The organism is Ferruginibacter paludis, from assembly GCF_030409685.1.
GTDB classification, from domain to species: domain Bacteria; phylum Bacteroidota; class Bacteroidia; order Chitinophagales; family Chitinophagaceae; genus Ferruginibacter; species Ferruginibacter paludis.
The window spans coordinates 285,538-308,600 of the sequence record NZ_JAUFQJ010000015.1; the positions used below are offsets into that span (position 1 = coordinate 285,538).

General features: G+C 39.9%; 24 protein-coding genes. 21 read left to right on the plus strand and 3 right to left on the minus strand.

Annotated elements, in window-relative coordinates:
- Positions 1-92 precede the first annotated feature (92 nt).
- The 14 genes from asnB to QWZ08_RS22100 all read left to right on the plus strand — a co-directional run bounded on the left by asnB (position 93) and on the right by QWZ08_RS22100 (position 13,861).
- Positions 93-1,937, plus strand: coding sequence for an asparagine synthase (glutamine-hydrolyzing) (gene asnB / locus QWZ08_RS22035; RefSeq protein ID WP_290339743.1), 1,845 nt, complete (start codon positions 93-95; stop codon positions 1,935-1,937).
- On the plus strand, positions 1,934-3,103 hold the full coding sequence (locus tag QWZ08_RS22040) for a glycosyltransferase family 4 protein (protein WP_290339744.1): 1,170 nt from the start codon (positions 1,934-1,936) through the stop codon (positions 3,101-3,103). The genes asnB and QWZ08_RS22040 overlap by 4 nt, the downstream gene beginning before the upstream one ends.
- Positions 3,104-3,907, plus strand: a complete 804-nt coding sequence (locus QWZ08_RS22045; protein WP_290339746.1) for a polysaccharide deacetylase family protein — start codon at positions 3,104-3,106, stop codon at positions 3,905-3,907. It begins immediately after the preceding gene.
- Positions 3,907-4,581, plus strand: a complete 675-nt coding sequence (locus QWZ08_RS22050; RefSeq protein WP_290339747.1) for a class I SAM-dependent methyltransferase — start codon at positions 3,907-3,909, stop codon at positions 4,579-4,581. The genes QWZ08_RS22045 and QWZ08_RS22050 overlap by 1 nt, the downstream gene beginning before the upstream one ends.
- A gap of 205 nt (positions 4,582-4,786) precedes the next feature.
- Positions 4,787-5,665 carry a MerR family transcriptional regulator gene (locus tag QWZ08_RS22055; RefSeq protein WP_290339748.1) on the plus strand — a complete coding sequence of 293 codons (879 nt, stop codon included), beginning with the start codon at positions 4,787-4,789 and terminating at the stop codon, positions 5,663-5,665.
- Positions 5,666-5,792: 127 nt separating this feature from the next.
- Positions 5,793-6,293 carry an RNA polymerase sigma factor gene (locus tag QWZ08_RS22060; protein WP_290339749.1) on the plus strand — a complete coding sequence of 167 codons (501 nt, stop codon included), beginning with the start codon at positions 5,793-5,795 and terminating at the stop codon, positions 6,291-6,293.
- A 49-nt stretch (positions 6,294-6,342) separates the two neighbouring features.
- Positions 6,343-7,836: a bifunctional phytoene desaturase/3,4-desaturase gene (gene crtID / locus QWZ08_RS22065; protein ID WP_290339750.1), complete on the plus strand. Its 1,494-nt coding sequence runs from the start codon at positions 6,343-6,345 to the stop codon at positions 7,834-7,836.
- Positions 7,837-8,022: 186 nt separating this feature from the next.
- Positions 8,023-8,859 (plus strand): phytoene/squalene synthase family protein, encoded by an 837-nt coding sequence (locus tag QWZ08_RS22070; RefSeq protein ID WP_290339751.1) that lies wholly within the window; start codon positions 8,023-8,025, stop codon positions 8,857-8,859.
- A 13-nt stretch (positions 8,860-8,872) separates the two neighbouring features.
- Positions 8,873-9,397, plus strand: coding sequence for an isopentenyl-diphosphate Delta-isomerase (gene idi, locus QWZ08_RS22075; RefSeq protein WP_290339752.1), 525 nt, complete (start codon positions 8,873-8,875; stop codon positions 9,395-9,397).
- Between the two features lie 33 nt (positions 9,398-9,430).
- A complete protein-coding gene (crtD, locus tag QWZ08_RS22080; protein WP_290339753.1) occupies positions 9,431-10,921 on the plus strand; it encodes a 1-hydroxycarotenoid 3,4-desaturase CrtD in 1,491 nt (496 codons plus the stop codon).
- Positions 10,922-10,923: 2 nt separating this feature from the next.
- Positions 10,924-11,613, plus strand: coding sequence for a carotenoid biosynthesis protein (locus QWZ08_RS22085; protein WP_290339754.1), 690 nt, complete (start codon positions 10,924-10,926; stop codon positions 11,611-11,613).
- Between the two features lie 11 nt (positions 11,614-11,624).
- Positions 11,625-12,101, plus strand: coding sequence for a sterol desaturase family protein (locus QWZ08_RS22090; protein WP_290339755.1), 477 nt, complete (start codon positions 11,625-11,627; stop codon positions 12,099-12,101).
- Between the two features lie 126 nt (positions 12,102-12,227).
- Positions 12,228-12,941 (plus strand): lycopene cyclase domain-containing protein, encoded by a 714-nt coding sequence (locus QWZ08_RS22095; RefSeq protein WP_290339756.1) that lies wholly within the window; start codon positions 12,228-12,230, stop codon positions 12,939-12,941.
- 11 nt (positions 12,942-12,952) lie between these two features.
- Positions 12,953-13,861 carry a DUF72 domain-containing protein gene (locus QWZ08_RS22100; protein ID WP_290339757.1) on the plus strand — a complete coding sequence of 303 codons (909 nt, stop codon included), beginning with the start codon at positions 12,953-12,955 and terminating at the stop codon, positions 13,859-13,861.
- Between the two features lie 42 nt (positions 13,862-13,903).
- On the opposite strand, the gene QWZ08_RS22105 is transcribed toward QWZ08_RS22100, so the two are convergent.
- From QWZ08_RS22105 to QWZ08_RS22115, 3 genes are all read right to left on the minus strand, one after another.
- Complete coding sequence (locus QWZ08_RS22105) at positions 13,904-15,250, minus strand: Y-family DNA polymerase (protein ID WP_290339759.1); 1,347 nt, start codon at positions 15,248-15,250, stop codon at positions 13,904-13,906.
- A 91-nt stretch (positions 15,251-15,341) separates the two neighbouring features.
- Positions 15,342-15,935, minus strand: coding sequence for a hypothetical protein (locus tag QWZ08_RS22110; protein WP_290339760.1), 594 nt, complete (start codon positions 15,933-15,935; stop codon positions 15,342-15,344).
- A gap of 171 nt (positions 15,936-16,106) precedes the next feature.
- Positions 16,107-16,538 (minus strand): LexA family protein, encoded by a 432-nt coding sequence (locus QWZ08_RS22115; RefSeq protein ID WP_290339761.1) that lies wholly within the window; start codon positions 16,536-16,538, stop codon positions 16,107-16,109.
- Positions 16,539-16,622: 84 nt separating this feature from the next.
- Here QWZ08_RS22115 and QWZ08_RS22120 point away from each other — a divergent pair, with 84 nt between their 5' ends.
- From QWZ08_RS22120 to QWZ08_RS22150, 7 genes are all read left to right on the plus strand, one after another.
- A complete protein-coding gene (locus QWZ08_RS22120) occupies positions 16,623-17,285 on the plus strand; it encodes a 2'-5' RNA ligase family protein (protein ID WP_290339762.1) in 663 nt (220 codons plus the stop codon).
- A gap of 216 nt (positions 17,286-17,501) precedes the next feature.
- Positions 17,502-18,710 (plus strand): PA0069 family radical SAM protein, encoded by a 1,209-nt coding sequence (locus tag QWZ08_RS22125; protein ID WP_290339763.1) that lies wholly within the window; start codon positions 17,502-17,504, stop codon positions 18,708-18,710.
- 18 nt (positions 18,711-18,728) lie between these two features.
- Complete coding sequence (locus QWZ08_RS22130; RefSeq protein WP_290339764.1) at positions 18,729-19,097, plus strand: hypothetical protein; 369 nt, start codon at positions 18,729-18,731, stop codon at positions 19,095-19,097.
- A 31-nt stretch (positions 19,098-19,128) separates the two neighbouring features.
- Positions 19,129-19,497 carry a hypothetical protein gene (locus QWZ08_RS22135; protein WP_290339765.1) on the plus strand — a complete coding sequence of 123 codons (369 nt, stop codon included), beginning with the start codon at positions 19,129-19,131 and terminating at the stop codon, positions 19,495-19,497.
- 12 nt (positions 19,498-19,509) lie between these two features.
- On the plus strand, positions 19,510-20,760 hold the full coding sequence (locus QWZ08_RS22140; protein ID WP_290339767.1) for a putative DNA modification/repair radical SAM protein: 1,251 nt from the start codon (positions 19,510-19,512) through the stop codon (positions 20,758-20,760).
- Entirely contained in the window at positions 20,760-21,521 is a 762-nt protein-coding gene (locus tag QWZ08_RS22145; protein WP_290339768.1) for a TIGR03915 family putative DNA repair protein, read from the plus strand. The genes QWZ08_RS22140 and QWZ08_RS22145 overlap by 1 nt, the downstream gene beginning before the upstream one ends.
- A 110-nt stretch (positions 21,522-21,631) precedes the next feature.
- Positions 21,632-22,996 (plus strand): hypothetical protein, encoded by a 1,365-nt coding sequence (locus tag QWZ08_RS22150; RefSeq protein ID WP_290339769.1) that lies wholly within the window; start codon positions 21,632-21,634, stop codon positions 22,994-22,996.
- Positions 22,997-23,063: the final 67 nt, after the last annotated feature.

The following is a 23,063-nucleotide window of genomic DNA, read 5'->3' on the forward strand; positions in this document are numbered from 1 at the left end:
TGTAAATGCAGTGTGCAGACAAATTTATCCCAAATTATCATCTGCTATTCAATAATATAGAGTTATTTTGTTGATACTAAAGATAGTGTTATATGTGTGGTATTGCAGGCGCAGTAAATTTTAAATTATTATACAAGCAAATTGATGAACAAATGTTACACCGCGGTCCTGATGAGCAGGCCGGCTATCTGGTTGATAATATAGACTTATACCATCTGCGTTTATCCATTGTTGATATTGGCGGAGGTAAGCAACCAATGCATTTACGGGATCGTTACACCATTATTTTTAACGGTGAAATTTATAACCACAAAGAAATAAGAAACCTGCTTAATTTGCATGGCACTACGTCGTCCGATACAGAAACCTTGCTACTTTTATACCATCAATTTGGCGTTAACTTTTTGCATTACCTGGAAGGCATGTTTGCATTTGCCTTGTACGACAGGCAGGAAAAAAAAATGTTTATTGCCCGTGACCGTGCCGGAAAAAAGCCGTTGTATTATTACCAGGATAAAGAAAAATTTGTTTTTGCCAGCGAACTGAATTGCCTGAAAGGCCTGCTGCCACTGCAAATGGATGACCGGCATTTTTACCATTACCTGCGGTTAGGCTCTTTCTACGGAAGCTGCACACCCTATAGAAATGTAAGCGAATTAAAGGCGGGCCATTTTTTACTAATAGATTGTACTACGCTTGACATGACTGATACCTGCTGGTGGAGCATCAATGATTTTTACCGGCAAACTCATACAGATAATTTTGAACAAAGCGTTGAGAAGGTAGATGAATATTTGAATGCGGCTGTAAAAAGAAGGGTTGAGTCATCTGATTTGGAAGTGGGCAGTTTTTTAAGCGGCGGTATTGACAGTGGTTTAACTACTGCCATTGCCAGTAAATATAATAACAGGATAAAAACATTTACAGTTTCGTTTGACGGAGAGTATGATGAAGCACCACTTGCAAAACTGGTGGCGGAGAAATATCATACCAACCACACGGAAATAAAAATTTCTTTTGATCATTTGAAGAATGATCTCGAAAAAATATGCAGTAATTATGGCGAGCCATTTTTTGACAGCTCTGCTATACCTAGTTATTATGTAAGTGCTGCGGCAAAAAAGCACCTGACCGTTATTTTAAATGGCGATGGAGCCGATGAATTGTTTGGCGGATACAGACGCTATGTTCCTTTTGCCAAATATGACTTTTTTAAAAGCCATGGAGCGGTAAAAAATACGGCTGCACTGGCAAAGCATTTGCTTCCCCCGGGCCATAACAAAAAATCCAAATACAATTATATTTACAGGTTGCTTTCGCTGGCATCAAAAAATAGCCTGGAAATTTATTTATCTGCAGGGGTTGATATTATGGAAGATTATGAGACAAATATCACTGCCAATGGAATGAATTACCTTGAATCAATGCGTGCGGATTTTACCGCCGTGGCTAATGCGCCCATCAGTGGATTAAGAAAGATTATGAACATGGATTTTAATACAACCCTGTTTACAGATTTACTGGTGAAGATGGATATCGCCAACATGGCTCACTCACTGGAAGGGCGCAGTCCTTTTCTTTGTAAAGATTTGCTGGAATATGCGCCCGGTATGGATGACAGCTTTAAAATTAATGGAAGTACTACCAAATATTTATTAAGACAACTGGCAAAAAAATATTTACCCGGTGAATTAATTAACCAGCCCAAAAGAGGATTTGAAATACCATTGAAAAAGTGGGTTGAAAAAGAGTTGAGGGATGTAGTGTTTGATTATGTTGGCGCCCCGGATGCGATCAGTAACCAGTTTTTACAGCATGCATTTTTAACCGGGCTGTTAAATAATACCATCAAAATATCCGCAGAAAAAAGAGCAAAAATTTTGTGGACTTTATTAAGTATGGAAATTTGGTATAAAAAAGTTTACCTCAGCAAATGAAATCAGCCGGCATAAGAAAGAAAAAGATTCTGCATACAACTACGCGGCTGGTATTGGGTGGCGGCGTTGAAAAAAATATCTATTACACCATTGCCAACCTTTCTGGGGAATTTGAATTTCATTTAAGCTGTGGTGTGGAGTGTAAGGATGATTTGTTTTGCAAGCATCCTGAAATAAAAATGATTGTTTGCCCTTACCTGGTTAACACCATTCACCCATTAAAAGATTTGCAGGCGTTGTGGTTTTACTACCGGCTTATCCGCAAAGAAAAATATGACATTGTACATACGCACGAAACAAAGGCCAGCTTCATTACAAAACTGGCTGCATGGCTGGCTCGTTGCCCTTACGTAATTTACGGATTGCATGGGGTTACCTTCAATGATCCGATGAGCAGGTTAAAAAGAAACTTTTATATCCTGCTTGAAAAGTTGACTATTTATTGCGCCGACCTGGTAGTGGCGGTAGGAAAGGATACCGTAGACGAATACAGGAAAGAAAATATCGGTGAAAAAATACCTTTTGAAATAGTAAGAAGCGGAATTGATATTGACAGTTATATGCAGCAGGCCGTTCAAACAACAAGCGATAAAATTTTGTTTAGAAAATCGTTGGGGATAGCAGAGGATGATATTGTATTTATAACAGTCGGCAGATTTTCTTATTCAAAAGCGCAGCGGTATGCTATTGAAGCCTTCGCAGAATTACAAAAAAAATATATTAACCTTAAGTTTTTATTGATTGGAGAAGGGGAATTGCTGACTGAATGTAAAGTGCTTGCAGAAGAAAAAAGTATCTACAAAGAGAATATCTTGTTTTTGGGCTATCAAAAAGATATCCCCAAATATTTGTCTGTAAGCGATATTTTTATTTTTACTTCGTTAAGAGAAGGATTACCAAGGGTTATCGTAGAAGCATCGCTGCTACAGGTACCTGTATTGACCTTTGAAGTAGAAGGTGCAACAGAAGTATTGGAAAATGAAAAATCAGGCTTTATTGTTCCGCAGGCCGACAGGGAAGCATTAGTTAACAAAGCGGAACAACTAATTTTGCAACCTGACTTAAGAATATTATTTGGCAGGCGGGCACAACAACACGTAATGCAACACTGGGATATGCATGTAATGTCTCAGCAGTTACAGATTATTTATAACCGAAAGAACTAAATGAAAATTGCTTTTACAGTTGATTTTGAAGATTGGTACCAGGGCATTGACCTGCCCGTGGACAATTGGATAAAACTCGAAAAAAGATTACATATCGGGCACTATAAATTGCTGGAACTTTTTCAAAAAGCCAAAATAAAGGCAACGTATTTTTTATTAGCAAAAACAATCGAGGATCATCCCCAAATGATCCGTGAAATTATTGCGGAGGGGCATGAGATTGGCTGCCACACTTATTCTCATCCGTTCATATATAAATTAACACCCGATCAGTTCAGGGAAGAAATACGGAAATCAAAACAATTAATTCAGCCGTTTGGCGTTAGTTATACCGGGTTCCGGGCACCCTACTTTTCGATTGATGCAAGAAGCCTTTGGGCGTTGGATATTTTAAAGGAAGAAGGGTTTCAATACGATTCAAGTATTTTCCCGGGAGATGCAAAACGAACCGGTATACCAGGATTCAATCCCGCCATTCAGCATCTCAGCAATGGTTTGCTTGAATTTCCGGTAAGTACATTAAAAGTAATGAATTTTGATTTTGGTGTGGGAGGCGGTTATTTCCGGTTGCTGCCTTATTCTTTCTTTAAAGAAAAGATGACCAGCATGCTTAAAGAAAGGCACAGCATTTTCTACCTGCATCCATGGGAACTTGATATCAACCAGCCAAAAGTACCGGGCATTAACCGCAGGATAAGATTTACGCACTATGTAAATTTGTATTCTGCCGAAAAAAAAACAAGGCAGCTGTTATCCGATTTTGAATGCACAACAGTATCAAACATTTTAAACAACCATACATAATGACCAACACAAAAGAATATATTTCAGAAACGAAGGATGTAGCTACGTTTTTTCACGGATACGCAGCAGATTTTGACAGTATTTACGGTCACACAAAAAAGAGAAGTAATTGGGATAAATTTTTAGATAAATATTTCAGGGTGTCTATGCGTCTGCGCTATGAACTGGTATTGAAATATACTGCAACCAATGAGATTAGAACCATACTGGATGTGGGTTGCGGCGGCGGCGTTTATTGCGAGGCCTTGCTGAATGCAGGTAAAACGGTAACTGGAATAGACATCGCCGAAGGTATGTTGCAGCTGGCCGAACAAAAGACAGCTCAATACATTACAGAGGGTAAAGTTAATTATATACACAGCGGCTACCTGGAACATCCGTTTTCTCAGCAGTACGACGCAGCAGTGTTGGTTGGATTTTTCGACTACATAAAAACACCCATTGACACATTTAAAAAACTGGAAAAAGAAGTAACTAAAGAGTTATTGATGAGTTTCCCGAAAAGTGGCGGTTTTCTTGGCTGGCAACGCAAAGTTCGTTACAAGATGCGCAATTGTCCATTGTATTATTATTCTAAAACCGACCTGGAATCGCTGCTTGGACAAATGGGATGGTTGAACAAAGCAGAAATTATCGATATCGAGCGGGATTTTTTTGTTCGGGTAACACTTTAGATGATTTGAAAATATGAATAAAGGTTATCCCGGTTCCGAAAGGAGCCGGGATTTTTTTTTACGCTATAGACCCGGGAAGCAAAGTTCTTTATTTAACCTTCCTGAAAAAGTGACTTAGAATCGGATTTGTTAATCTTTTAACTGCTATCTTTAAACAAAATAATTTAACCATTGTTAAAAGGCCAAAAGAAATAACTCACCAACTATGAATTCATTCACAATAAAAGATCTCGAAAACTTATCAGGTATCAAGGCGCACACCATACGAATTTGGGAGCAGCGTTACAATTTTTTAAAGCCATCCCGGTCGGATACCAACATAAGGTATTACAGCAACGACGAGTTAAAAAAAGTCCTTAATATTTCCTTACTAAATAAATATGGCTACAAGATTTCTCATATAGACAAGATGGGAGACGCTGAGGTTAGGGAAAAGATATTATCGTTAACTCAGACACAGGCCCAGCAGGAACGCATTGTACATGATTTAATACAATGCATGGTTGATTTAAACATTGAAAAACTGGAAAGCATACTTGATAACTATATCCGTGTGCGGGGCATTGAGCGAACGATCAGGGATATTATTTTTCCTTACCTGGAAAAAATAGGAATTCTGTGGCTTACCAATCACATAAATCCAGCGCAGGAGCATCTTGTAACAAATATCATCCGTCAAAAGCTGATAGTAGGTATTGAAGGAATTGTTACCTCTCTGAAAGTTACTAAAACAGTATTGTTGTTTCTGCCGGAAGGTGAATACCACGAGTTGGGGATGTTATTTATGTACTACCTGTTGAAGAGCAGGGGCATTTCAACCATTTACCTTGGGGCAAATGTACCCATGCAGGATGTGGAGTATGTGGTAAATTTAAAAAAGCCAGACTATTTATATTCTCATCTCACCGCTGTGGGGCATAATTTTAATTTCGATAAGTTTATCTCAGCCATCACAAAAAAGTTTCACTCAACACCGATTATTATTTCAGGCCTGCTTACTAATACTTATGAAAAGAAAATTCCCGCGCATATCAATTTCAAAAAGTCATTTCCTGAAGTGATGGAATTTGTCGCTGCTTTGTAAACCACTTTTCCTGCTTACTCCTTCATTTTATTTGTTTAAGAAGATGTTAAAAAAATTAAACAAAAAATAGTGCATTATTCAATTTTATTTGTTTAACTTTACAGTATAACAATTTAAACACTTTAAGATGGCAACGATAGACTTCAATCAATTGCTTGTTAACAATACTGAATTTTTAAAGCCCTTTGCTATCACCCTTACGCGGGACAATGAGGTGGCGAAAGATTTATTGCAGGAAACTATGTACAGGGCCCTGGCCAATAAAGAGAAATACAATGTGGGTACAAATATCAAGGCCTGGTTGTACACTATTATGCGCAATATATTTATTAATAATTACCGGCGCAAGGCAAAACAAAATACCATTTTTGATAGCACTCCAAATGAGTTTTTATTAAATTATAACCAGGTTACTACCAGTAATGCAGCTGAAGGCGCACTGAAGTTAAAAGATATACAAGCTGCGGTGCATGAATTACCTGCTATTTTCCGCAACCCGTTTATGTTGTATTTCGAAGGGTATAAGTACCACGAAATTGCAGATATGTTGAGCGAGCCCCTGGGTACCATCAAGAGCCGGATACACTTTGCAAGAAAGTTATTGAAGGAACAGATTACCCGTTATTAATTTTTACCCATTCCTTTACCAAAATAAAACGCTTTAGGTTTACCTTAATTTGAAAAATGTAGTCATCATAGGAAGCGGATTTGCCGGCTTATCCGCTGCCTGTTTTATGGCAAAAGAAGGCTGGAATGTTACTGTTGTAGAAAAGCAATCTATGCCCGGCGGAAGAGCGAGGTTGTTACAGGCAGCGGGATTTACTTTTGATATGGGCCCCAGCTGGTACTGGATGCCGGACGTGTTTGAACGCTTTTTTAGTTGCTTTGGCAAAACGGTTAGCGATTATTACCAACTCGACAGGCTCGATCCTTCCTACAGAATTTACTGGCCCGAAAAATATATGGATATTCCGGCCGATTACAATTGTCTTAAAAATTTATTCGAAAGTATTGAGCCGGGCAGCGGAGTTCAGCTGGATAAATTTATGGAGGAAGCCCAATATAAATATGAAGTGGGCATCAATAAACTGGTACATAAACCCGGGCAAAGTATTGCTGAGTTTGCAGATCTTGATCTGTTAAAAGGCATTTTTAAGCTGGATGTTTTTACATCCATGAAGAAGCATATTAGTAAATATTTTAGGCACCCGCAATTGCAACAGTTGCTTGAGTTTCCTGTGTTGTTTTTAGGAGCTTTGCCACAAAATACGCCGGCCTTATACAGCCTGATGAATTACGCGGATGTAAAATCTGGTACCTGGTATCCTAAAGGCGGGATGTATAAAATTGTAGAGGCGATGCACCAGCTCGCAACCGAACTCGGCGTTCTTTTTAATTTCAATCACAACGTTATAAAAATAGATGTTGAATCTGGCCTTGCAAAGAGTGTCGTTGCTAATACACCTGATAAACAAGGGCGGATGGAAGAAAAAATATTTGATGCGGATGTGGTGATTGGCGGAGCAGATTATCATTTTGTTGAAACAAAATTATTATCCCAACAATACAGATCTTACAGTGATGCATATTGGGATAAACGTGTGATGGCACCTAGTTGCCTGATATATTATGTTGGTCTAAATAAAAAACTGGAAAACGTTTTACACCACACGTTGTTTTTCGATACCAGTTTTGAAGTGCATGGAAAAGAAATTTATACCGAACCACAATGGCCGGAAAAGCCTTTGTTTTATGTAAGTGTAACTTCAGTAACTGATGATACGGTGGCACCGGAAGGATGCGAAAATTTATTTTTTCTGATACCTGTTGCAGCAGGATTAACTGGCGATACGGAAGCACTCAGGGATAAATATTTTGATGAAATTATTGAGCGGTATGAAAACCGCATCGGGCAAACAATTAAAGATGCGATTGTCTACAAGAAATCATATGCTGTGAGCAATTTTATTGAAGACTACAATGCATTTAAAGGAAATGCATATGGCCTGGCGAACACTTTGATGCAGACAGCTGTCTTAAAACCAGGCTGCAGAAGCAAAAAAATAAGCAACTTATTTTATACCGGTCAGCTTACAGTACCTGGCCCGGGAGTGCCTCCCAGTTTGATAAGCGGGGAAGTTGTTGTAAAAGAAATAGTAAAATATTTTTAACAAAAACGGTTTTGATTGGTTATAGAAATTGAAGTTGTGTTTAAATGGTCGTAGTTCAATGCGATTGCTATCATAATACTTTTCCACCAGGAGGCTGAAGTTCAATACAGCTTTATAAGTATAAGTGAGTGACACAACGATGATGCACAGAAAACAAATGATCACCAAAAAAATCAGTTAAGAAGCATGATAGACTTGTTTCATGAATTGAGCCAGCAGTGCAGTAAGGCTACTACGGAAATGTACAGTACATCTTTCAGCAGTGCCATAAAATTATTGCATCCCAACCTGCGTACACCGGTGTTTAATATTTATGGGTTTGTGCGTTTTGCTGATGAGATTGTTGATACATTTCACCAGCATGATAAGGCTATGCTGCTGGATGAATTTAAAGATGAAACCTATCTTGCCATTAAAAGGAAGATCAGCCTAAACCCAATACTGCACAGCTTTCAGATAACCGTAAACAAATACGGCATACCGCATCATTTGATAGATGCTTTTTTTACAAGTATGGAAATGGATCTTAGCAAGGCAAGCTATGACTGTGACGGTTATAAAGCCTATATTTATGGTAGTGCTGAAGTAGTTGGCTTAATGTGCCTGTATATTTTTTGTGAAGGAGATGTGGTGATGTATGAAAAATTAAAACCTTCTGCTCAGTTGCTGGGTGCCGCTTTTCAGAAAGTAAATTTTTTGCGGGATGTGAAAGCAGATTATGAAGGCCTGAGCAGAACCTATTTTCCGGGAGTGGATTTTAATAATTTTACTCCTTCGATGAAGCGGCAGATAGAGCGGGAAATTGAAGAGGATTTTGCCGGTGCATATGAGGGTATTGTTCAGTTACCCATCAAGGCAAGGTTCGGTGTTTACGTGGCGTACAAATATTATTTATCACTTTTTAAGAAAATAAAAAAAACTGCGCCACACCATATTTTAGAACAAAGAATTCGTATACCCGATTATGGCAAAGTGTTAATTGTAGCCAAGGCTGGCGTAAGAAACCAGTTCAATATTTTATAAAAGTGCAACTTGTATGGATGTTATTTTAGTAGATGAAAACGATGTGCCAACAGGTACAATGGAAAAAATGGAAGTTCACGAAAAGGCCCTGCTGCACAGGGCTTTCAGCGTTTTTATTTTTAACAGCAACGGCGAAATGTTGTTGCAGCAAAGGGCAGCGGGTAAATACCATAGTCCTTTGTTATGGACCAACACCTGCTGCAGTCACCCCGCACCCGGGCAGGATATTGCTGAAGCCGCGGCAAAGCGTTTGAAAGAAGAGATGGGCTTTACAACCCAACTGGAAAAAGCATTTGAATTTATTTATAAAGCGCCTTTTGATAACGGACTTACCGAATACGAATACGATCATGTGTTTACCGGCGTATACGATGGGGTTATTATTCCTGATGCAGACGAGGTGAACTGGTATCAATATGAATCTACCGAAAGCATCCAGTCAGATTTGCACCTGTATCCTGAAAAATACAGTGAGTGGTTTAAAATCGCCTTTCCAAGACTACAGGCGTATCTTGCACAACGCAACACGGCAAGTTAGCAGCAACGCTGATTGCGTCGTCGTTATTTAATCATGCACAAAAAAAAAGCAATCATTATCGGAAGTGGTATAGGCGGTATGGCCGTAGGCATCCGTCTTGCAGTGCAGGGTTTCGATGTTTCAGTATACGAAAAAAACAGGGTGCCAGGCGGCAAGCTATCAGCATTTGAACAAGATGGTTATTACTTCGATGCAGGCCCATCTTTATTCACACAACCTCAGAACATAGTGGAATTATTTGAATTGGCCAATGAGCCAATGGAGCAATATTTTTCTTACGAATCGGTTCCCATCGCCTGTAAATATTTTTATGAAAATGGTAAGGTAATACATGCGCATACGGACGCAACCCTGTTTGCCAAAGAACTAAAAGAGCAATTAAACGAACCGCCGGAAAATGTAATCTCTTACTTAAAGAATGCTGAAAAATTATACAATAATATTGGCACCGTATTTTTAAATAACTCTTTGCACAAGGCAGCTACATGGTTTAATAAAAGAATATTTCCCGCATTAAAAACATTACGGCCTGATTATTTATTGAAGTCGATGAACCAGTACAACAGCAAACATTTTGCATCACCAGAGGCGGTGCAGTTGTTTAATCGCTTTGCAACTTACAATGGTAGCAATCCGTATAAGGCCCCGGCCATGCTGAGTTTGATCCCTCACCTGGAACAAAACCAGGGAACATTTTATCCGCACGGCGGCATGATTAGCATCACCAATGCTTTACATCAACTGGCAGTAAAAAAGGGTGTGCAGTTTTATTTTAATACACCCGTTCAACAAATTATGCATGCTGATAAAGCAGTGCAAGGGGTGCTTGTAAATAAGAACGAAGTAAATGCTGATGTGGTAGTTAGTAATGGCGATATTTATTTCACCTATAAAAATTTATTGAACAACCCTCTGCAGGCCAAGAACGTATTAAAGCAGGAGCGCAGCAGCAGCGCTATCATTTTTTACTGGGGCATCAGCAAACCATTTCCGCAATTACACCTGCACAATATTCTTTTCAGCAAAGATTATAAAACAGAGTTCGACCATATTTTTGAGCAAAAAAAGTTAATCGACGATCCCACTATCTACATCAACATAACTTCCAAGATGGAGGCGGGTCAATGTCCTGAAGGAAAAGAAAACTGGTTTGTAATGGTGAATGCACCGGCCAATACCGGGCAAAGCTGGGATGAATTAAAAACGGTTCTAAGAAAAAATGTCATCAGCAAATTGAAACGTATGCTGAAGGAAGATATTGAATCCTTCATTGAAACAGAACAAACGCTCGACCCGGTGATGATAGAATCACAAACGGCAAGTTACATGGGATCACTGTATGGTACCAGTTCCAATTCCAGGCTGGCGGCCTTTTTCAGGCCATCTAATTTTTCCAATGCATTAAAGGGTTTGTATTTTTGCGGTGGCAGTGTGCATCCCGGCGGAGGCATTCCGCTTTGTTTAAAGAGTGCCAAAATTGTAAGTGAATTAATTGCAGCCAATCACCCAAAACAAGCTCACTGATATTGCTTAACAATATTTCTAAATACCAGGCGGCCACTTTTATAGCCATCCTTTTTCACACAATCGGTTTGGTGGGCATACTTGTTTTTAACAGCACATTTATCATCCAGTCAACGCCGTTTAATTTATTATTGAGTGCGACCTTGCTTATATGGACGCACAAAGACAAGAACAAGTTTTTCTATCTGTTCGCGGTGATAGCTTTTATTGCTGGCTTTGCAGCAGAAGTAATTGGTGTAAACACCGGGTTGCTGTTCGGCAATTACAGCTATGGCGATGTACTCGGTTTTAAATGGCAACAGGTGCCGGTTGTAATCGGCATCAACTGGCTGATTGTGGTGTATTGTTGCGGCATTACAATACATACTTTTTTAAACAATATCATCAGCAAATTAGCCACTGAAACTAAAGCCCCACCAATAGCTTTAAAAGGCATTTCTGTGATTGCAGACGGCGCCACGCTGGCTGTTTTGTTTGACTGGCTGATAGAACCAGTGGCGGTAAAACTCGGCTACTGGCAATGGAAGAATGGCAGTATTCCACTGTACAATTACATGTGCTGGCTGGCTATTGGCGCATTGCTGCTGGCGGTTTTCCACTTTTGTAGGTTCAACAAGCAAAACAAATTTGCCATACATTTGTTATTGATACAAGTGATGTTTTTTTTATTACTCCGCACTTTTTTGAAATAATATTTTATACAATGCACTGGCTTTTATTTTTATCAATTACACTGGTCACCTTTTTTTTAATGGAAGGCATTACCTGGCTTACACACCGCTACATCATGCATGGGTTTTTATGGCACCTGCACCAGGATCATCACCAGCCTAAGCCTGGATTTTTTGAAAAAAACGACGCCTTCTTTTTGATATTCGCCATACCGAGCTGGTTGTGTATTATGCTTGGCCTGCAGCACCAGGTGTATACCGCAGCCGCTATTGGCTTTGGCATTGCCTTGTATGGCTTCGCCTATTTTGTTGTGCACGAAGTCATCATCCACCAGCGGTTTAAATGGTTTACCCGCAGCAACAATACCTATATCCGCACCATCCGCTGGGCGCATAAAATGCACCACAAGCACCTGGATAAATACGAGGGCGAAAGTTTTGGTATGTTGTTCGTGGCAAAAAAATACTGGCAAAAAGTAAAAGCCGATAAATTAAGAAACGCTCAATAATTTTTTTGGCCAAACAGTTGATTTACTTTTGAGCTTCACAGGCGTCGCACTCTTGTACTGCATTTCATTAATGATCTTTTATCTTAGCGTAGAATCCATTTGCAAAACTATTTCTAATTTAAACAATTGAACAATCACTACACTTATTTTTTAATTCTTGGCTGCAGCCTCGCCGGGCCGCTGGCGTTGAGTTTTGATAAGAAGGTAGCCTTTTATAAAAAGTGGAAATACCTGTTTCCTGCAATGCTGTTTCCTGCATTCATTTACATAGCCTGGGATATTTTCTTTACCGCAAAAAATGTCTGGAGCTTTAATGACAATTATATCACCGACATAAAACTCTTCAACCTACCCATTGAAGAAGTATTGTTTTTTTTCGTAGTACCTTATTGTTGTGTATTTATTTACGAGTGTATCAGGTGCTATTTCCCATTGCTATCCGATAAAAAACAGGCAAACATTTTGATGCAGTTATTGGCAGCCACTTTGTTAATAACAGGATTGATCTTTTATAACAGGTATTACACCAGCTGGGCCTTTATACTTTGTGCGCTTTTTATCATCAAGTTGTTTGCATTTAAAAAATTCTTCAGGGATTTTAATACAAATTTTTTTTTAATAGCGTATGCTGTCATTTTAATTGCGTTCCTGCTGGTGAATGGTTTTTTGACAGCCATCCCGGTGGTTTTATACAATGATGCAGAGAACCTGGGCATTCGCATTTATACCATTCCTTTGGAAGATATATTTTATGGTATGCTGTTGATTATGATGAATATTGCGCTGTATGAAAAGCTTAGGAATAGGAAAATTGAAACCTTGGTGAAACAAAAAATATAAACAGTTTATTTATGGAATTTGGACGTGTACCGGAAAATGAATTGGATAAGATTGACTTTAGTCTGCCCGCTGAACCGGCCTTTAACAATGCGGTATTAAATGGCGTACCTGTTACAAATCCCAAAGTATACATTGGCTGTGCCAAATGGGGGCGCACAGAATGGTTGGGCAAAATTTATCCACCCAAAACAAAAGAAAAAGATTTTCTGCAACACTATGTGCAGCATTATAACAGCATTGAATTAAATGCTACGCATTATCAGTTGTATGGAACAGATACCATTCAAAAATGGGCAGACAAGTCAGCAGGAAAAGACTTTTTATTTTGTCCCAAAATGTACAACGGTGTAACCCATATCGGCAGCCTCAAAGGAAAAGAGGGATTGACGACTGAGTTTTTAAAAGGCATACAAGCCTTTGGCGATAACCTTGGTCCCATCTTCATCCAGGTAAGCGAATCTTTTTCACCCGCCAGAAAAAGCGAATTGTTTGCCTACCTGCAATTCCTGCCTAAAGAGTTTCAATTTTTTGTAGAAGTCCGTCATCCGGAGTGGTTTGCAAATGCCACTATCTCCAAAGAATTTTTTACCACATTGCGGCAATTAAACATGGGCGCAGTAATTACAGATGCCAGCGGCAGAAGAGATTGCGCACACATGTATCTGCCAGTTGCTAAAACTTTTATACGCTACGTAGGCAACAGCTTACATCCGTCTGATTATGCAAGAATCGATGTATGGGTAAACCGCATGAAACAATGGCTGGATAAAGGTTTAAGCGAAGTCTATTTTTTCATGCACATGCACAATGAAGCGACTTCACCGGAGCTAACAGTTTACCTGGTCGACAAGCTGAATAAAGAGTGTGGACTAAAATTGCCAAAACCAATCTTCGTCCCCCAACAACAAAATTTGTTTTAACAAGTTGATGATAAATGTTGCGTGATCTTTAAAGCTTCATTATTATTTCACTTCGCACATTTCATCCCAGCGGGTAGTATATCTGGGGCTGCGCATTTCCTGCCGCATCTTCCAGTTGCGTGTGGTGCCCGATGCTGCAAATTTTACCATATCGTCCCGCATAGCGAAGTTTACATTGTCCACCATGCTCATTAATAAACGCTTGTTGTTGTTGGTTTCTTCTTTAAATAAGTTTCCTTGTATGGTGTCATCCGGTACCAGTCCGCTCAATGTTACGCCTGCTTTTTTGTACCGCTTGCCGGGTTCAAATAATTTGTCTACCAGTTTCATTGCCGGCTTTATCAGTTCATGTGTGGCCGCGGTTGCAAAAGGTAGGGTGGTATAATTGCCCACACTTGGACCATGCCGGAAGCGTTCGCTGGTGCTTGCTTCTTTGGGCACAACGAAAACACTGATCACATTCGCAGCACTTTTTTGCCGCCGCAACTTCTCCGCAGCACGCGAAGTATAAGTCGCAATGGCTTCTTTAATTTCTTCAATGGTACTCACCGCATTGCCGAACATACGGGTAGAGGCAATCATTTTTTTACTGCTCAACTGGTCTTCCATTTCATTCACCGGTTCGCCTTTTAATTCTTTCAATAAACGAACACCTACCACACCACCCAGATGCACCTTCGCCCATTCTTCTTTTCTTTTACTAAGATCCAGCGCCGTATAAATGGCATGCATATCCCTTAACTTTGTTGCATACTGGTGGCCCACACCCCATACATCACTGATAGGTGTTTTGTACAATGCATCGGTAATTTTTTCTTCCGTATCCAATACCATTACACATTTCTTCCGCTTGTCTTTTTTCGATAAACGGTTGGCTACTTTCGCCAGCACTTTGGTGGGCGCCACCCCGATGGATACTTTGATGCCCGTCCACATTTCTACCGTATCTAAGATATAGGCTGCCAGGTCATATAAACTGTTCGCATCATAATCGCTCAAATCCAGAAAGGCTTCATCAACAGAATAGACCTCCACATTTTCTTCACCCAGAATCATGCGCAGGGTTTCCATCACCCGCCAGCTTAAATCGCCATACAAATTATAGTTGGAAGAAAAAGTCGCCACATTGAATTTTTCAATCAGCGGCTTAGCCAAAAAATAGGGCCCCGCCATACCCACGCCAATAGCCTTCGCCTCATCGCTCCTGGAAATAATACAACCATCATTGTTGCTCAGTACCACCACCGGTTTATTATCCAGGTGTGGTTTAAACAGCCGTTCGCAGCTGCAGTAAAAACTGTTACAATCTATGATGGCTTTAAAACTCCGGCGCTCAGTCCATGAGCTTTCAATTGAGCCCGATTCGTCAAAAACATTTTGTAAATCCATCAGAAAATATTTTAAACTTTTAAATTCCGTGAACATAACCCCGTCAGCGGCTATAAGCCCTGACGGCGGTTAATAAGAGACGGAATAAAAATTATTCTATCATGAATTTCTCCATCCCTTCTTTTCCATATCTTTCTTTATGTGCGTCTTCAAATGCAGCAACTCCACCGAACCAATCCAACACTTTTGTGGCAGCCAAAAAAGTATCGTCATTCTTTAAAATTGAATGATAAGAAGAAAATTCCCATCCTTTAAAATCATTCACAAAACCGTGCAGCTGCGCATTGTAGTGGCAGTAATAAATAACTGTGGTAATATAGCTGGCATCATCAATTAACTTTCGTTTAAAGGGAGATTCAAATAAAGATCCTGTACGTTTATTAATGCGGTTGACAGATTGTGCGTAGGAATTAAAGAAGTGTGACAATTGTTTGGATGCGCTGAGCTGTAAAATTCCCTGGCCATTCGATTTAGCCACCACCACATTTTCTCTTACATGCACCAGCAGATGGAAATGATTTTTTAACAGCGCATAGCAATAGATTTCAAAAACATCGGAACAATAGGCAAAGTATTGCTGTAGAAAATAATAATAGTTCCGCCGTTCTTTAAAAATATCTTCCCCATTTACACCCCTGTTATAAATATGAAAGAACTGTCCTTGGTCCAATGTTTGAATGTCCATATGTATTGTTTTATTTTCTACGTTTAATATCCACAAACATCTAATTCTTCCATAACCCCGACGGCGGCTATCAGCCCCGTCGGCGGTTAGTAAGAGATGATCAATCTTAAAAAAAGAACTTCCTACCATCAACCGCCGTCAGGGTTTATAACCGCTGACGGGGTTGCATACCTACACATTCCTGATCACACAAATCACCACTCCCCATATTTTAAAATCCATAAACTCACTCACATCAATGGTGGCCAGCTTGGGCGTCTCCGGAATCAGCCGCAGTTTATTAATCGTTCGTTCGTAGCGGCGGATCAACATTTCACCATCCAGTACCGCGATTACAATCTTGCCATTACTCGGTTTAATACTCCGGTCAACAATCACAATATCGCCATCAAAAATACCGGCGTTGATCATGCTGCTGCCGCTCACCTTCATAAAAAAAGTTGCCGGTTTATTGCGAATCAGTTGTTCATTCAAATCAATTCCCCGCTCCATATAATCATCTGCGGCAGCGCCAAAACCCGTAGCATTCGCAGCGGTCACATGGTGCTGGGTAAAACGTTTAGTGCCGGTATAATTGCTGCCAAAAAAGTTTTCCACTTCCATATAAATTATTTTATTGTTAACTAAATTATTTAGTAAATTTACACTAAATAAATTGGCAATTCCAAATTTTAAAATGCACATTGTATGGAAAATAAATTAACCGCAGCGCCACCAAAACCGCCGAAAATGAAGACGAGGGATTTAAGCAATACTACGCCCGGCTACAAAGTTTACGAGTACCTGCTGGTGCTGAATCCGCACGAAGAACTGCGCAATAAAATCATGGAAACGAAAAAATACTTTGCAGAAAAATACCAGTCGGAAACGGCACTCTTCAGCAAGCCGCATTTGACGCTGGCAAATTTTGTACAGTACGGTATGATGGAAGAGCGCCTCCTCAATCGCTTAAACACCATTGCCATGGGCTATCACCCGGTAAAAATTGAGTTGAAGGATTATGGCAGTTTTCCTTCGCACACCATTTATATCAATGTCACCTCCAAATTGCCGATACAGGATTTGGTAAAACAAATCCGAACCGAAGCGCAGCAACTGATGAAACTCAACAACGATAACAAGCCCCATTTTATAATAGAGCCGCATGTAACGGTCGCCAGAAAATTACAACCCTGGCAATACGAAAAAGGCTGGCTGGAGTATAGTCACAAAAGTTTCACCGGCCGCTTCATAGCCGATGCTATGCTGTTACTGAGAAGGCCGGTGGGCGAAATGAAATACCAGATTGTGCAACGGTTCGAGTTTCAAAATTTACCGGTCACCACAACGCAGGGATCGTTGTTTGCATAAAATAAAATGTTGGTCCGGGCTAAGACACCGCTATGGTCAGCATCGTTGCGTCGCCCTCTTGTACAAAAAAGCTATGGGCAGCATCCGTTCAATTTGAAGCTGCCCTCAAATCAAAAAACAGTTTCCATAGAAAGCCAAACGGAAGCAAAACCCCGTCAGCGGTTAAAAACCCTGACGGCGGTTGACAAACAAAAACGGTTCTATAAATTCAATACCATGAGCAACGAATCAACTGCTGCAAATAATAGATCAAAACCAGGGCAGCTTCAACAGGACAGTGTACCGGTAAAATCAGTCGCAGCAATCAATAAAGAGAAAGAAGAAACAAATCTGCAGGTATCAAATCCCTCGACCTTCGGGGTAGAAGGAAAGGGATTGCTCTATCACCACGGCCGTGGTGCCCAGTTCAATACCAAAAACAGGTTTCTAAAAAATGAATCTACCCGGGAACACATTGAAGGCATCGACGATTGGGAAGAAGGAAATATCCCCACCCAGTACATAGAGCAGCAAAGCAAAACAATCGTCAACAAAATAGAAAGCAAGGACGTGGGCATGAGTTACAGCATGAACCCCTACGCCGGTTGTGAGCATGGCTGTATTTATTGCTACGCCCGTAACGTACACGAATACTGGGGCTACAGCGCCGGGCTTGATTTTGAGCAAAAGATTATCATCAAAAAAAATGCACCGCAACTGCTGCGCAAGTTTTTAATGCACCCAAAATGGGACGCAACACCCATCATGCTCAGCGGTAACACCGATTGCTATCAGCCGGCCGAACAAAAGTTCCGGCTCACAAGAGGCCTGCTGGAAGTGTGCAATGAATTCAATCAGCCAGTGGGTATTCTCACCAAAAATTCATGGATACTGAAAGACAAAGACGTGCTGCAGGATATGGCGAAGAAGGGCATCGTATCTGCCATGGTAAGCATCACTTCTTTCAACGAAGATTTACGAAGGATCATGGAACCAAGAACCACCACGGCCAAACAAAAATTAAAAGTAATTAATGAACTCAGCAGTGCCGGTGTGCGCATGGGTGTTATGATGGGGCCAATGATACCCGGCCTGAATGAACACGAAATGCACCGCATCATGAAAGCCGCGGCAGACAATGGCGCAACGTTCACGGCGTATACTTTCATCCGCTTAAATGGCGCCATCAAATTGTTATTTCACGACTGGTTGTTTAAAAACTTTCCCAACCATGCAGATAAAGTGTGGCACCTGATTGAGCAAAGTCATGACGGCCAGGTGAACGATACCCGCTTTGGCGTGCGCATGCGGGGCGAGGGACACATTGCGCAAATGGTAGCGCAGCAATATAAAAAGTACGGCAAATTGTATAACATGAATGCGGAAGAATGGAGTCTGAATACAAATATTTTTAAACGGCCGGGCGAACAGGGCAAATTATTTTAAAAGATAAAAATCAGCAACATGAACTCAGTAACAAAAGACTACCTGACAGAAATTATTTTTAAAAAAGCCAGCGAAAACATCGACAAATACCGGGAGTCGAAGCAGCAGCAGTTTGACAACGAACCCTATCCCGGCGCAACGGATGAAGAAGTGCTGGATTTCATTATCACCATTCCCTACTTCGATGTAAAGCTGAAAGATTTTTTGCTGGGCAACATTGCTGACAGCACCATCATCATCAGCCAGAGCTGGGAAAATGAATTTATAAAAAATACAAAACTGTGGGCGGAGAGTTTTGAGTGGTTGCATGGTAATGATTATTTTTTAAGCGAAGCACACACCAGCGGTATCAACAAAGACAGAAACTTTTTATCACTTCCATATTGAACCAATTTTTTCATTCCTGATTTTTATAACCATGATAGCCGTAACCGGAGAATATTTAATCAACATCATCGAACGCCGCGTTAATCAAACGATTGGTTTGCGGCGCAATTTATCCGCAACCGAATTATTAACAGCGCCATTGTTGTATGCCACCAATGAAGAGATTGCAGATTTCATTTTATCTATCCCTTACTTTGATGAGCGCCTTAAAAACTTTATCCTGGGATTTTCAACCGAGCAAACCATCATCATCAGCCAGACCTGGGAAATTGCGTTTAGTGTACGCACCGGAAGATGGGCTGAAAGTGATGAGTGGCTGCACGGCGCATTCCGTTTGTCAATGAATTCGCTTGGCGACGTGCAACCCAACAACCCCGATTTTTTGACGCTTCCCTATTAAACTGTATCGCCGATGAGTGACCGTATCACTGAAAAACTATCCATCCTTGCAGATGCTGCGAAGTATGATGTAAGCTGTGCCAGCAGCGGCAGCGACCGTAAAAATAACAACAATGGGTTGGGAAATGCCAGCAATGGAATCTGCCATGCCTATACCGAAGATGGCCGCTGTGTTTCCCTGCTTAAAATTTTGCTTACCAACCATTGCATTTTTGATTGCGCCTATTGTGTAAGCCGCAAGAGCAATGATATCAAACGGGCCGCCTTCACCGTACAGGAAGTGGTAGACCTTACCATTAATTTTTACCGCCGCAATTACATTGAAGGATTGTTCCTGAGTTCTGGCATTTTTAAAAATGCAGATTATACCATGGAGCGACTGGTATCTGTAGCAAAAAAATTAAGAACAGAACATAAGTTCAACGGTTACATTCATTTAAAAACCATCCCCGGAGCAAGCGATGAACTGGTAAAAGAAGCAGGCTTATGGGCCGACCGGTTAAGCATCAATGTTGAAATGCCAACGGAAAAAAGCCTCGCCTTACTGGCACCAGATAAGAACCGTGCAGACATGCTGAAGCCAATGCAGTTTTTAAAAGATGCCATCATACAAAACAAGGAAGAAAAAAAATTATTTGCCAGCACGCCTATGTTTGCACCGGCAGGACAAAGCACGCAAATGGTGATTGGCGCCACACCCGAAACGGACCTGGAAATTTTATACCTGGCCAACGGGTTTTATAAAAAGTTCAACATGCGCCGGGTATACTACTCCGGCTATGTGCCCATCAGTAATGATAATCGCTTACCTGCTATCGGTACGCCGGTGCCGATGATTCGTGAAAACCGTTTGTACCAGGCCGATTGGCTGATGCGTTTTTATGGCTTTAAAGTACAGGAAATAGTAAACCGTGAAAACCCATTACTGGACACGGACATTGATCCCAAACTAAGCTGGGCGTTAAGAAATCTGCAACTGTTTCCTGTTGATATCAACAAAGCCGGTTATGAAGTAATTGTTCGGATACCCGGCATTGGGATACAGTCTGCCCAGAAAATTTGTGCTGCCAGAAAGTTCAGGCGGCTCAACAGTTCGCATCTACAAAAGCTGGGTATCGCCTACAACAGGGCAAAATATTTTATCAATAGTGATACGGATTTTGAAAAGAAAGACTGGCAACCAGGCCAGATAAAATCTTTTATTTTAAAAGAAGGCAACAGTAAATATGAAGCCAATTTTTCTCCCCAGTTAAAATTATTTTAATGACGGTTGTTGTATACGATGGCAGCTTCGAAGGTCTGCTGACAGCGGTGTTTGAGGTATACGAATATAAATTACCGCAACCTTTTATTGCAAGAGAAGCAGCCACAACCGGAAGCCTGTTTGGTGAAACGCATATCGTAATAACCAATGCTGAAAAATGCAACAGGGTATATCAAAAATTGAAAGCAATTGTAAGTGCAAAAACAATCAAACAATTGTATGATTCTTATCTCTCAGAAATAAAAGAGATTGAAAATGTGCTGCTTCGGTTTATACAATATGCTTTGCAATCCAACTTCACCATTGAAAATGATTATACCAACGCAGACGTATTGCTGATACAACAAACCAGCAAAAAAGTAAACCGGGAAAAGCACCGCATGAAAGCCTTCGTGCGGTTTCAGCTCACAAAAGATCAGTTGTATTATTGCATCATTCAGCCCGATTACAATGTGTTACCGTTGATTGGCAAACACTTTAAAGAACGCTACGCCGACCAGCGCTGGCTTATTTATGATGGCCTCAGAAAATACGGTTTGTACTACAATGGCCAAACGTTAGCAGAAGTGCAAATGCATTTTGAAGCTGATCTCAACAATGAAAAAAATCTTGCCACCCTGCATGATGAAAAAGAAGAACTCTACCAACAATTATGGAAACAATATTTCAGCAGCGTAAACATACAGGCCCGCAAAAATATGAAATTGCACATACGGCATATGCCCAAAAGGTATTGGCGGTATTTGGTGGAGAAGCAATAGACTAAGAACAATAGATTTAATTGACAATAAACTAGCGGAGGCCCTAATATTCTCAAAAGTCGGCTTTAAACTCTTTTAGGATTGTGGTAGCTTTATCACTAATTAGTTTTATGAAAAAATCGCATAGTGTTGTTATTGCCTTTACTGTTCCTTCACTCAAGCTTGTATTTAAGGAATTGTTCTTGAACAAAATAAAGAAGCCCCTAAGAGTTCAATTATTAATGAAAGATGTGCAGTCAGAGAATGTTGACAAATATCTAATTTACACTCCTAAATGGATAACAATTACTATAAATGAAATTTATTTTGAAAATAGATTTTGGAAGCGCAATCAGAAAGAATTTTTTGATCTTCTATTTAGCTTTTTTGACTTCATGTTTTCAACTCTTAAAAATGTTAGTAAAAAAAATCTGTTAAAAGTAATCTTCAAAAGTCACACAGGTAAAAACATCCATTTTCTTTTTGAAGAAACGGAAGATCCCAATTTTCTAAAATCTTCGTTTTTATTGATGATGAATAAGATTTCTAAGTATAGAGAAAATGACATAACCACATTGAACGAAATTCGAAAGACTTTTTCTCCAACAGCAAAAGGTTATTTTTATGAATTTTTAGACGGCAAGTGGCAAATTGTTCATCTCTTGCACAACGCTGGCAAATATCATCATGGTGAAATTGCAAAGAATATTCAAGACAAAAGGATTTCGAAGCCAGACATTGTAGTTGATAAAAACTATTTAAAAAGAGCTATTGCATATCCTGCAATTTGGTGTATAAAATCTAATGGCAAGGAAATTTTTAGCACGAGACCAAATGATATTTCCTTATACTCAAACATTGCAATGAATAACCTTAACAGGGCGAAAGAAATTTTTGACAGTGAGATTTCTGTACTATGGAAATATAATCAGAATGCAGCGAACGATGTTGCTTTGATGAATTACTTCGAGTTGATAATTACTTCAGTAATTATCGCTTATTCATCGATTGAAGCGCTTGTAAATATGGCAATTCCATGGGACTATGTTCATAAACGTAGGGAAAAAAATAAAAACACCAACAGAATGAAGACTGTTAAGAACACTAAAAGCGATATTGAGAGATGGTATACACTTGATGATAAGATGAATATTATTCTTCCAGAAGCGTTAAATGTTATTTTACCCAACCAACAAAAATGGTGGGTTAGATTTGACAAGCTAAAAAAACTTAGAAATGAAATTATCCATTCTATCGATAGTAAATCCAATGATAGATATTCAAAATTTCTGAAAAAGGATATTTTTGGGATAGTTGGATCACACCTCGATGTAATCAATTTTTTTAGTAAATGGTCTTCAGACAATCATCACTATTTGATTAACAAACTGCCTTACGGATTCGGTTATGACGATATAATCCCTGCGCTTATGAATTCAAAAGAATTTGAGAAAACGGAAAAAGAGCTTTATAACATTAAAGAGCTACCGAAATAGTAATGGCACAATCTAGTATAGAATCTACAGGAAGACCTGGAAACCAAAACCAGTTGCAACAAAATCT